The sequence below is a fragment of the Aeromonas molluscorum 848 genome, from assembly GCF_000388115.1.
Taxonomy (GTDB): domain Bacteria; phylum Pseudomonadota; class Gammaproteobacteria; order Enterobacterales; family Aeromonadaceae; genus Aeromonas; species Aeromonas molluscorum.
Map to the genome: position 1 here is coordinate 1 of NZ_AQGQ01000135.1, position 10,974 is coordinate 10,974.

The following is a 10,974-nucleotide window of genomic DNA, read 5'->3' on the forward strand; positions in this document are numbered from 1 at the left end:
CCCAGGCCATGTCGCAACTACCGCCAGAGGCAGCAGGTGCCTGCTTTGACCTGCTGGTTGAGCTGATGGATGTGCCACGCAAGGCTGAGTTCGTGGAGCGAGTGCGCAAAGCGCTGAACATCCAGAAGGACCCAGAGGAGATGACCGACGAGGAGCGTGCCGCCGCCGAGCAGCAGGCCCAGCAGCAACAGATGGAGCAGGAGATGGCCATGCGCGAGATGCAGGCCAAGTTGGCCGAGTTGGAGGCAAAGCCGCCAAGTGGCAAGTGGAGGCCCTGCGCATCGCCAAGCTGACTGACTCTATCCGGTTCGAGGATGCCCTCAAGCAGGCCCAGACCGGCAAGACGTTGCAGGAAATGGAACGGCTGGCGGCGGAGCAGCAGACCATCCAGGGCGAGCAGGCGGCCATACAGGCCCAGCTTCTGGACACTATTCAGCAGCAGATCGATACCATCAAACTTTGAGCGAGATCACTCCTTTAAATAAAATTGAACCTATCATTTGTGTGGCATCTATAAACAAGGAGGTTATATGAGACTATTATTGTGTATGCTGCTTACATTATTTTCATTTGGTTGTAGCACATACTCTATACAAGAAAAAAATGGTTCATCACTCATTGTGTGGGATAGTGATCTTTCAGCTGGTGTGAGTCCTGCTGCAGGGCGGAAAATGTGCATGCAACTGGCAATAACATCAGAAAATAAACAAACAAAGAATGATGTTGTCATTAATGACTCTATCGCAAACTTGATTAGAGCCGGTCTGCCGAGGGAAAAAGCGGAGGAAATGGTTAAGATTCAAAATGAAACAATCAAACTGTCTCAGGCTCTTAATGTTTCAACAGAAAAAACATCCTTTTTAATCGCTGGAGGGTTCTATCTCTGTCAACTTCAAATGAATGGTATGGACGATCAGATCGTAGCTAACTTGGCAGAAAAATGGCTTTTATATGCCTCAAATCTTGAGGCTAAGACCACTGTGACGCAACGATCTGACGGTAATAACATGGGAGTGGGAGGCCCGGTAGTAACTACAAAAAGTGTAACAGAGCTCAAGGCGCCTCAAGTAATTCCTCTGACAATTCCTGAGGGCCGCGTGGAGGGTGAGCAACAAGCAGGTGGGAAATAGAAACTCTTGCATAATTAAATTCGTAGCGTTAGGATTTCCTCAACATGGCCCAGTCTCTCGAGATTGGGCCTTTTTGTTTGGGAAATATGACAGTAGAGCGGCACATCCTCCAGCCTGTACTATTCGATATGAGTCTACTGACTCCCGTGCTTATACCTTTTGCCCGCATCCCGCGGGCTTTTTTATAGACCAGCCTCGAGCTGGTTTTTTTGTGCCCAGCCCCAGCCGGGGAGAGCTCTCCCCGAGAACTATCCCCCGCTTGGGCAGCGATACCACCCACTGAAAACCCACGAGGACAACCATGGATACAAACATCGACAACCTGACCGGGACTGAAAGCCTGGAAGAACTGGAAGCCATGCTGGCGGAGATCGAGCAATCGCCCGATGTTGAGCTGGTTGATGGCACTGTTACTGAGAAAACGGACGTAGAAGCCGCGCCGTCGGCGGTTGAAGTAGCAGCCGGTACTGAAGAGGCCAACGCCGAGCAGGAAGGTGAAGCGGCCAAGGCGCCTGAAAAGGTGATCCTGGCCAAGAGCGGTCAACACACCATCCCGTATGACGTGCTGGAGCAGGCTCGCAATGAGAACAAGGCCCTGCGTGAGCAGCTTGGCCAGTCTCAGCAGGCTCAGGCCGAACGGGACAAGCTTCAAGCGCTGCTGGAGAAGCACGGGATTAACCCTGATGCCGACCCGGACCAGCTCGACCTGAAGGAAGTAGAGCAGCTGGCTCAGGACTATCCGGAGATCGGTAAGACCCTGACCGCGATGGCCAACAAGATCCATCGACTGGAACAGCCAGCAGCACAACCGGTTCAACCAGCCACCAATCCGGTGCAGGCCGCGCTGCAGGCGGTACCTGACCTGGTTGATTGGCGGGACAAGGACCAAGACCGCTTCGATTTCGCCATCATCGTCGATGAAAAGCTCCAGGTTGATCCTGTGTGGCAAGGCAAGTCGCTGGACGAGCGATTTGCAGAGGCCGCTCGTCGCACCAAGCTGGCCTTTGGTGATGCAGTGGAGACTGCTCCACCGCCAGCCAAGGCACCCAGCAAGGAAGCCAAGAAGCCTGCTGACTTTATCCCGTCCAGCCCTTCGGTGCTCGGCCAAACCCATCAAGCACCAGCAACAGGTGTTGCCCGCTATGGCTCCATGTCTCAGGCAGATTTGACGTCCGAGATGGGGGCAATGACGGATGCCCAGATTGAGGAGCTGCTGGAACAAGCCGGGCTCTAACCAACAACCCGTTTATACAAGCCAACCCCGACCACTGTGTCGGGGTTTTTGTTTTCATGTAGGAGAGGATCATGACCCAAGTCACCTCGGCGCAAGCCAACAAGATTATGCAGGCGGCGCTGTTCACTGCCGCCAACCGCTCGCACTCCCTGGTCAATATGCTGACCGAAGAGGCGCCTAAGGGTGCCAAGGTCAATGGCGGCAAGCAGACCAGTGCTGGTGCCCCCGTTGTGCGCATCACCGACCTGAGCAAGCAGGCCGGTACCGAAGTGGACATGCAGTTGTTCCATCAGCTCTCTGGCCGCCCGACCATGGGTGACAAGAAGCTAGCTGGCCGCCTGGAGAGCCTGTCCTTCGCTGACTTCTCGCTCAAGATCAATCAGACCCGGCACGGTGTGGATGCTGGCGGCAAGATGAGCCAGAAGCGCACCAAGCACGACCTGATCAAGACCGCTCGAGTACTGCTAGCGGATGGCTACTACGGCCGCTTGGTTGACCAGCGTGGCTTTGCTCAGTTGGCCGGCGCACGCGGCGACTATGCGGCCACCGATATCATTCTGCCGCTGGCGGACGATGCTGAGTTTGCCGACATTATGATCAACCCGCTGACCGCGCCGACCTACGAGCGCCACTTCTTCGGTGGTGACGCGACCACCTTCGAAGCCATCGACGCGGCAGATCGCTTCAACCTCGGCTGCGTGGACAACATGGCACTCTATCTGTCCGAGATGGCGAACCCTATTCAGCCGATCCGCATGGTGGCGGATCCGTCTGGTGGTGAGCCGCTCTTTGTGCTCTACGTCACCCCGCGCCAGTGGCATGACTTCTACACCTCCAGCTCCGGTAAAGACTGGAATGCCATGCTGGCCGCAGTGGCAGAACGAGCCAAAGGCTGGAACCACCCCATCTTCCGCGGGGAAGGGGCCATGTGGCGGGGAATTCTGGTCAAGCAGTACAAGGGCATGCCGATCCGCTTCAACCAGGGCAGCACCGTCCGGGTTTGCGCGACCAACTCCACTACCGGTGCCGAAGTGGACAAGGTTGCCAACACTCTGATCGACCGCGCCGTGCTGCTGGGCGGCCAGGCGCTGGCCAACGCCTTCGGCTCCGGCGAGCAAGGCGGCTCCTTTGGCATGCACGAAGAGAAAACCGACCACGGAAATGCGACTGAGATGTCCATCAACTGGGTGTCCGGTCTGCAGAAGATCCGCTTCAAGCAGCGCAACGGCAACATTCAGGACCACGGCTGCATGGTGCTGGATACCGCGGTGAGTGCCATCGGCCGCTAAGCCACCAACCCAGGGGGCTATCCGCCCCCTTCTCTTCACTATCTGATCTCACAAGGAGCCATATCATGGCCAAGACTACCCTGATCGCCAAAGCGTACCGCTGGTTTGTCGGCGCGTTCGGCAACCTCTCTATCTCCCCGACCCTGGTGGCCAAACTGGCTGCTGTGCCCGCCGGCGATGTCGTTGCGTTCGGTGACAAGGTGGAGCCCAACCTGAAAGTGGTGGGGGTGACCCTCTTCACTAGTGCGCTGGGAGCCAGCACCACCATCACCGCCAAGATCGGTACTACCACCATCATCAATGCCGAGAGCACGGCGACGGCGGTGGCCAAGTACATCCCGGTCGATGACCTGATGACTGAGGCGGATCAGGAGATCAGTCTCACCGTTGGCGGCGGCACGGCAACAGGCACCGCCAAGCTCAAACTGCATTACGAAGTGATCGGCAACCTCTAAGGCCGCCCATCACTATGCGCCCGGCCCCGTGCTGGGCGTTTCTATTTCTGGATTGGAGAGACAACCGTGAGCGACAAGATTGCTGTGGTTTACATCGGCGACAAGCCGAGCAAGAAAGACACCGTCACCGGCTCTCGCCTGGTGTTCCCTCGGCACAAGTCGGTGGATGTTGAGAGCCACATTGCTATGCAACTGTTGGAATTCCCCTCTGTGTGGCGCCGTTCCGAAGAGCTGGGGGAAGTAAAGGCCCAACAGGAAGCGCTGGAACAAGCTGCGATTGAAGAGGCTGAGCGCCTGGCTGCGGAAGAAGCACGCCTGGCCGAAGAGCAGAGCATGGTTGTCGGGGACCGCGACTTGGCCAAGCTGACCTCTGCGCAGCTGGCAACCCTGGTGGAAGGCGAGGATCTGCGCCTTGATCCGCAAGGCCCGCAAGAGAAGGTCGGCGATTTCCGTGTGCGCGTGCGTGATGCCATGAAGGCCAAGCTGGCAGAGCAGGAGGGCTGATATGCAGATGGTGCCGCGTGAGCAGTTCCTGCCAACTGTCAGGATGCACATCACTGGCCCGCTGGAGATCATGCTGGAGGAGGCCGTCACTGAGGCGGCCATTACCTTCTGCCGCGAGTCAGAGCTCATCACCCTGGACCGGTTTATTCGCTCGGCAGCAGCAGGGAGCTTGGAGACGGTATGCGATACCGATAGCCTGACCTCCTGCAATGTACTGCACCTGACCGGTGAGGGGGGCGCACCCTTTGTCAGCGGGCGTGACTACTTCGCAATCTCGACCAACGAGATCAGCGTGCTGACTGACCTGGACAACGTGCGAGTTTGGTTTGCTGCTGCCCCGCTCAAGGGTAGCAAGACGCTGCCGGCTCAGCTCTACACCGATCATGCCGAGGCCATTGCCCATGGCGTGGCCGCGCTGCTCTATGCCCAGCCAGATCGCCCTTGGTCTGACCCGAAGCGTGCGGGTTACCACCGCGCCGAGTTTGTTGAAGGGTGGCGCCGTGCTGGCCGCTTCCGCAAGCAGCACAGCGCCCCTACTCAGGTCGAGTTCCACAACCCTCCCCGTAAGCACTCATTTTTTTAAAGGACCCCAGACATGGCAACCGTTACCGTTGACTCGATACTCAAGCGGGTAAACACCCTGCTCAACGATCGCACTTGGGTTCGCTGGCCCAAGCAAGAGCTGCTGGACTATTACAACGACGCCGCCAAGGCGATCGTGTTGATGCGTCCGGATGCCCACACCAAGAACGTGCAATTTAGCTGTGCCGCAGGTACCAAGCAGAGCCTGCCGGCTGACGCACTCCGGTTGATCGAGGTACTTCGCAATGCTGATGGCAAGGTGATCCGCTTTGTACCGCGGCGAGCACTGGATGACAGTTATCCGGATTGGCACGCTGGTAAGGTCGGTACCAGTGTGGCGGCCTACACCTATGACGACCGTGACCCCAAGAACTTCTATCTCTATCCAGGCCCGGCTGCTGCAGTGAAGGTGGACGTGATCTACTCCGTTGCCCCGCAATCCAAGGTGCTGACGGATGTCGAGAGCGCAGGCACCCCGGCGCTGGCCGATCTGGATGACATCTACATCAACCCGCTGATCGACTTCATCATGTATCGGGCCTTCTCGAAGGATTCCGAATACAGCGCCAACTCCAACCGGGCGGTCGGTCATTACAACGCCTACCTGCAGCAACTCGGTGAGAAGACCCAGGTTGATGCCAACATGGAGCAGCGCAAGACCGAAGGCTTCTCCCGCGTGACCGGGCAGTAAGGGGGCAGCATGGCTGGAGTGTGGAAGCGTGATGGCACCATTGCTGTCACCAAAGGGAGCAAGAAGGTGGTAGGCACTGGGACCACCTTTGCCGATCCGAAGAATGCCGCCGCAAAAGGGCACCTCTTGGTGATGGTGACTGGCACTGCTGTAGACCTGTATGAGGTGGACTACTCAGAGTCGAATACTGTGTTTTATCTGGTAGAGGCTTACCGGGGAGCTACCGGCACCGGTAAGGCCTATGCCATCGACACATCTCGGACAGACTCCATCCCGGAGTTTGCCCGCCGTCTGAATGCCACCCTGGGGGCATATCAGCAGCAGAGTGATGCTTTCCAGGCTCTGCTGACCAGTGATGCGGCAACCATCGAGGTAACCGCGCCGGATGGCACAAAGCACACCATGATCCCGTGGAAGCGAGTTACCAGCGCGGGGGAGGGGCAAGCAACTCGCGCCAAGGTCGAGGCGGACAAGGCCGCGGCATCAGCCGATCTGGCTGTCAACGTGGTCAGGGATTCCGCCATGCCCTTGCCGGATGTGTGGCTGCCGCTGAATGATGACTTGCGCATGATCACCGGCTTTGGTGGTGATGTGAAAGTGGGGGAGCTGACGGTTGCAAAGCGGGCCAACTTCGAACGAATCACAGGGGCGACCTATGTAGACAAGTCAACGGGGCTGCGCCTGGACGCTGCGATTAATGCTCCTCGCTTTGAGGCTCAGGGCCTGTTGATTGAGAAGGCCAGTACCAACTTGTTCACGGCGTACAATTTTACCGGCTCGAACATGACGAGTAACAACGTTGAAAACTCGATCCTGGTAAAGCAGACAGACCCGGCAATGGGTGGTGATTATGCTCAGCTCCGTTCTGTAACAGCTGTGGCTGCCAGTCGTTATATCTGGTTGCCGTCAGCCCCTGCAACCGAAGGGCAACCCTATACCGTAACCGTTACCGTTCGCCGCCCTGCAGGTTCGCCGGCTAATCGAGTCAGGTTAGGTTGTAATGACCTGACTCCTGGCTCTTTTTATATTGATCTTGTTGAAGGTCAGGCGGTTGACCTGGTTATGAGTGGTGTTCTGGCCGCAGGTAAAAATACAATAAAAGCCTTTGTGTGGCCCCATATTGGCTCAGATTCTGGCGCAGCTGTTCCCGCTGGTGTTGCTCTGCTTGATGTCGGTGACATTCAGGTCGAGCTTGGTAATGTTTCCACCTCAAGGGTTCGGAGCAGTGGTGCGCAGACTAGACGAGAGCAAGATAAGGTTTGGCTGCAAGAGTTAGGGAATATGCTGCCGCTGAACCGCGACTTTACCTTGTCGTTTACTGCTGACATCCAATATGACCCCGCAGACTATGCCTGCTTCTATGCGTCTGGTTTACCCTCGGCTATGAGCCGATTCATCATTTGGGCCGCAGGGTCAACGCGCTTTTATGTTGGCTCAACAACATTTGCCTCTTTGTCCCCGACACAATTTCAGGCGCTTATGCCGATGGGGGTGCCCCGCCGAATAACGTTGATCCGGCGGGGTGATAAGTCAGAAATGTGGATTTCAGGCGTTAAGTCGGTAACGAGCTCCAGCTCCAACGAAAGCGGATATTCCAACGAGAAATTTTATATTGGAACTGATGCCTCATTTGTCCGGGCGATGCCACGGATGCACATCCGGGATTTGAAGGTCTGGCACTTCGCCGCATCAGAGGCGCAGGCCAAGGCCATGCGATGACCCGCCACTACTGCACGGGGCTTGGCCCCGTTCCCCCTGGTACTAACAGCTGCTGTAAGCAGCACGACAACGACTATGGCGCCAAAGGCAGGGTATCTCGTGCTGAGGCTGACCGGCGCTTGCGCCAGTGCATGATTGCCCAGGGCAAGCCGATGCTGGCCTGGCTGTTCTGGGCAGCTTGCCGCGCTGGCGGCTGGTATTTCTGGAAGGACAAGACACATGACAATGATCGATCTGTACCTCAAGGCTGGCAGCAAGTCGGCCATGACGCTGGCCCTCAAGACGGCGGGCTTTAGCCAAGACCCCGACAGCGGGGCGCTCTATCACCCTGACGCCGCACTCGATGTGATCGGCACCATCTACCAGCCAACCGGCGAAACCATGGTGATCGAGGGGGAGGTGGTGCCAGTGATGGCGCCCGCGCCTGGTTACCACGTCAACGTGCGTACCAGGTTGGCGGCGTTGGCCACTGCCTTAGATGCCGAGCGCACCTATCCAGAAACGCCCGTGAGAGTGTGGGCCTAAGTCCAGCGCTTGCCTCCTGACGCGCCCGGCGTTAGGATTTACCCATCATGGCCCTGCTCTCCCGAGTGGGGCTTTTTCGTTTCTGCTTCTCCGAGATCCCCATGCCCGTACTCGATATCGTCACCATGCGAGGGACTATGCCGCGCGTGGAGCCACACCTTTTGTCTGATGAAGTCGCGATGATTGCCAGTGACTGCCATTTTGACCATGGCGTTATCTCCCCGTTGGAGGATGACGCCAGCGCGGGCGTGGAGTTGCCTATCGTGCCCACTACGCTCTTTCACTATGGTCAGCACTGGTTCGCCTGGAACAAAGTGGTGGAGGCCATGCGCTCGCCAATTGCCCAGGATCCATACGGTCGGGTTTATTACACGGATGGTGAATACCCCAAGGTGACTCATGCCCAGATCGCCACTGGCGGAGCCAACAAGCCGACGGCGTGGTACCGGCTTGGTATTCCGGCCCCAGGCGTTCCTGTTGGAGTGGGCACAATCACGCCGCCATCCGGTGGTGTCGATGACGACCTCATTGATGACGAAACCCGCTTCTATGTGGACACCTTCGTGACTGCGATGGGAGAGGAGGGGCCGCCCGGCCCAGCCAGCGGAAAAGTCACCATCACGATCCCCGGGTCGTCTGTTGCCTTGCTGCTGACTCAGCCTACATCCCAGAGCAGCAACATCACCAAGCGCCGGATCTACCGGTCTGTGTCAGGAGGCGGCATTGCCGACTACCTGTTGGTGGCCGAGCTTCCAATAGCTCAAGCGTCGTTTGTCGATAACCGGGCGGATGGGGAGCTGGGTGCCGTGCTGGAGACTTACGGCTACACCATGCCACCCGAGGGCTTGCGTGGGCTTTGCCAAATGGCCAACGGCATGTGTGCTGGGTTTGCTGGCAACTCCCTTTACCTGTGCGAGCCGTATCTGCCCTATGCCTGGCCGGAGAAGTACCGGCTGACCACTGAGCACGACATCGTTGCGATCTCCGCCATCGATACCACTCTGGTGATTGGGACCAAGGGTTACCCCTATCTGGCGCAGGGTGTAAGCCCTGCCTCTGTAACCACTCAGAAGCTGAGTCAGCTGCCACAGGCCTGCATCAGCGGACGCTCTATGGTCGCTATGGATGGAGTGGTGCTCTATGCCTCTCCAGATGGGCTGGTAGGCGTTGGTGCCAACGGCGGGCAAGTGGTCACCGAGCAGGTCATCACCCGGAAGCAGTGGCGTGCCATGAAGCCAGAAACCATGCGGGCATGGCACCACGAAGGCAAGTATGTGGCCCTGACCGATACACACGCATTCATCTTTGACCCCAAGAGTGGCGACATCCGTGAGCTGACGAACCGGTGGGATGCAGCAGTATCCGATATGGAGAGCGATTCCCTCTTCGTGGCCAAGGGCCGCAGTTTGCAGATTTGGCGTGGCGGCAGTGCCAGTAATGGCCAGTTCGTGTGGCGATCCAAACTCTTCATGACGCCAGAGGGAACATCGTTCAGCTGTTGCCGGGTGTTGGCGGGGGATATTGCCAAGGTGGGGATCACGCTGCTTGTTGATGGTGAACCAGTGATGGAGCTGTCTCCTGGCAACCTTGTGGATGGCGCGTTCAGGCTACCGCCAGTGCGCGGCCGCTTCTGGCAGGTTGAGGTCTTCGGTACCTCAGTGGTACGCCGTATCACGCTGGCGAGCAGCATGGCGGAGATGGTGAACTGATGGCCAAGAAACCCGCATACCGCGCTGGCCGGGACCAAGCCGCAACCTCTGAAAACGTAGAGCTGCTGACAGGGCAGCGTGGTGACCGGCTCGACAAGGCTGTTACCTTCCGGGAGTTGACCGCCTTGGGGTTGTCCACTCTTCGTCCAGGGCCAGGCGGCATTTACGTCCCCGGTAAGAACCCTGACCTTTTCCCTCCTGGCCAGATGGAGTTTCCTCATGCCCCGGTCAATGTGATCGCCAATGGCGCTTTTCACACCGTCCTGGTGGAGTGGGATTCGCCACGGTACCGGGGGCATGCCCATGCCGAGATTTGGCGGGCGGAGAAAGACAACCAGCCCGATGCCGTGCTGGTAGGCACCACATCAGCAAACCTGTTCTCTGATGCGATTGGGAAGGGGGCGAAGTTCTACTACTGGGTGCGTTTCGTCAACGGCAAAGATGACCATGGCCCGTTTCAGGGCGTGAAGGGTGTTGTGGCTGAAACCAGCCGGGATGTGCAGGACATTCTGGATGAGCTTCAGGGCAAGATAGAAAAGAGTCATCTCGTGCAAGAGCTGCTCAAGCCCATTGAGGCTGTCCCACAGCTACAGCTTGATGTCACTATCCTGAAACCCAAGGTCGATGAAATTGAGGTGATCCGCCCTAAAGTTGACGCCATCGAGAACAAGATCCCCAGTATCGAGCAGGAGTTGGCTGGACTGGATGAGCGGCAGAAGGTTGCTCAGGACCTGCTGGATGATGCCCAGCAGCAGCTGGGAAACTCGAGCATCGAAATTGGTCTGGTGCAGGATCGTCTCAATGCCAAGTTCGACAAGTACAAAGGTGATTTTGACTCGTTCCGTGACGCGGTGTTTGTTGTCGATCCCGAAAATGGCAGCATCACGATGGATGCAGTCAATGCAGTGCGAGATGAGCTGCACACCTCCATCACCGAAGTTCATCAAGGACTGGATGCCGTAGCCGGCCAGATCACCAGCAAGGCTGACAATGTCACTGTTGATGGCCAGGGCAAGCGCATCACTGAGGCAGAGCAGCGCATCAATGGCCTTGATGCCAGCCTTAGCCAGACCGTTACCAAGGGCGAGTTCACCGAAGAGCAGAAGAAGGTCACCGAGATCGGACAAGAACTCAAC

13 protein-coding genes are annotated in these 10,974 nt (G+C 57.5%); all 13 read left to right on the top strand.

Annotated features, from left to right (window positions below):
- A partial coding sequence (locus G113_RS21865) for a portal protein (RefSeq protein ID WP_005906499.1) occupies positions 1-293 on the top strand: 293 nt, incomplete at its 5' end.
- A complete protein-coding gene (locus tag G113_RS21870) occupies positions 266-463 on the top strand; it encodes a hypothetical protein (protein ID WP_005906501.1) in 198 nt (65 codons plus the stop codon). The genes G113_RS21865 and G113_RS21870, both read left to right, overlap by 28 nt.
- Positions 464-530: 67 nt before the next feature.
- Complete coding sequence (locus G113_RS15530; protein WP_152436076.1) at positions 531-1,130, top strand: hypothetical protein; 600 nt, start codon at positions 531-533, stop codon at positions 1,128-1,130.
- Positions 1,131-1,431: 301 nt separating this feature from the next.
- On the top strand, positions 1,432-2,364 hold the full coding sequence (locus G113_RS15535) for a hypothetical protein (RefSeq protein WP_005906505.1): 933 nt from the start codon (positions 1,432-1,434) through the stop codon (positions 2,362-2,364).
- Positions 2,365-2,435: 71 nt separating this feature from the next.
- Complete coding sequence (locus tag G113_RS15540) at positions 2,436-3,653, top strand: phage capsid family protein (protein WP_005906507.1); 1,218 nt, start codon at positions 2,436-2,438, stop codon at positions 3,651-3,653.
- 65 nt (positions 3,654-3,718) lie between these two features.
- On the top strand, positions 3,719-4,108 hold the full coding sequence (locus G113_RS15545) for a hypothetical protein (protein ID WP_005906511.1): 390 nt from the start codon (positions 3,719-3,721) through the stop codon (positions 4,106-4,108).
- A gap of 66 nt (positions 4,109-4,174) precedes the next feature.
- The gene (locus G113_RS15550; protein ID WP_005906513.1) at positions 4,175-4,612 is read left to right on the top strand and encodes a hypothetical protein; all 438 of its coding nucleotides are present in this window, start codon (positions 4,175-4,177) and stop codon (positions 4,610-4,612) included.
- 1 nt (position 4,613) lies between these two features.
- Complete coding sequence (locus G113_RS15555; RefSeq protein ID WP_005906515.1) at positions 4,614-5,195, top strand: hypothetical protein; 582 nt, start codon at positions 4,614-4,616, stop codon at positions 5,193-5,195.
- Between the two features lie 12 nt (positions 5,196-5,207).
- Positions 5,208-5,885 carry a phage adaptor protein gene (locus G113_RS15560; protein WP_005906517.1) on the top strand — a complete coding sequence of 226 codons (678 nt, stop codon included), beginning with the start codon at positions 5,208-5,210 and terminating at the stop codon, positions 5,883-5,885.
- A 9-nt stretch (positions 5,886-5,894) separates the two neighbouring features.
- A complete protein-coding gene (locus tag G113_RS15565; RefSeq protein WP_005906518.1) occupies positions 5,895-7,604 on the top strand; it encodes a phage head spike fiber domain-containing protein in 1,710 nt (569 codons plus the stop codon).
- Between the two features lie 219 nt (positions 7,605-7,823).
- Complete coding sequence (locus G113_RS15570; RefSeq protein ID WP_005906522.1) at positions 7,824-8,129, top strand: hypothetical protein; 306 nt, start codon at positions 7,824-7,826, stop codon at positions 8,127-8,129.
- 47 nt (positions 8,130-8,176) lie between these two features.
- Positions 8,177-9,838, top strand: a complete 1,662-nt coding sequence (locus G113_RS15575) for a hypothetical protein (protein WP_005906524.1) — start codon at positions 8,177-8,179, stop codon at positions 9,836-9,838.
- Positions 9,838-10,974 (top strand): phage tail protein (locus G113_RS20295; protein ID WP_005906525.1); only part of this gene is annotated, 1,137 nt, incomplete at its 3' end. The genes G113_RS15575 and G113_RS20295, both read left to right, overlap by 1 nt.

Bases quoted from the DNA above. Each gene is read 5' to 3' on its own strand.
- G113_RS15530 (WP_152436076.1), top strand. From the start codon at position 531: ATGAGACTATTATTGTGTATGCTGCTTACATTATTTTCATTTGGTTGT.
- G113_RS15535 (WP_005906505.1), top strand. From the start codon at position 1,432: ATGGATACAAACATCGACAACCTGACCGGGACTGAAAGCCTGGAAGAA.
- G113_RS15540 (WP_005906507.1), top strand. From the start codon at position 2,436: ATGACCCAAGTCACCTCGGCGCAAGCCAACAAGATTATGCAGGCGGCG.
- G113_RS15545 (WP_005906511.1), top strand. From the start codon at position 3,719: ATGGCCAAGACTACCCTGATCGCCAAAGCGTACCGCTGGTTTGTCGGC.
- G113_RS15555 (WP_005906515.1), top strand. From the start codon at position 4,614: ATGCAGATGGTGCCGCGTGAGCAGTTCCTGCCAACTGTCAGGATGCAC.
- G113_RS15560 (WP_005906517.1), top strand. From the start codon at position 5,208: ATGGCAACCGTTACCGTTGACTCGATACTCAAGCGGGTAAACACCCTG.
- G113_RS15565 (WP_005906518.1), top strand. From the start codon at position 5,895: ATGGCTGGAGTGTGGAAGCGTGATGGCACCATTGCTGTCACCAAAGGG.
- G113_RS15570 (WP_005906522.1), top strand. From the start codon at position 7,824: ATGACAATGATCGATCTGTACCTCAAGGCTGGCAGCAAGTCGGCCATG.
- G113_RS15575 (WP_005906524.1), top strand. From the start codon at position 8,177: ATGGCCCTGCTCTCCCGAGTGGGGCTTTTTCGTTTCTGCTTCTCCGAG.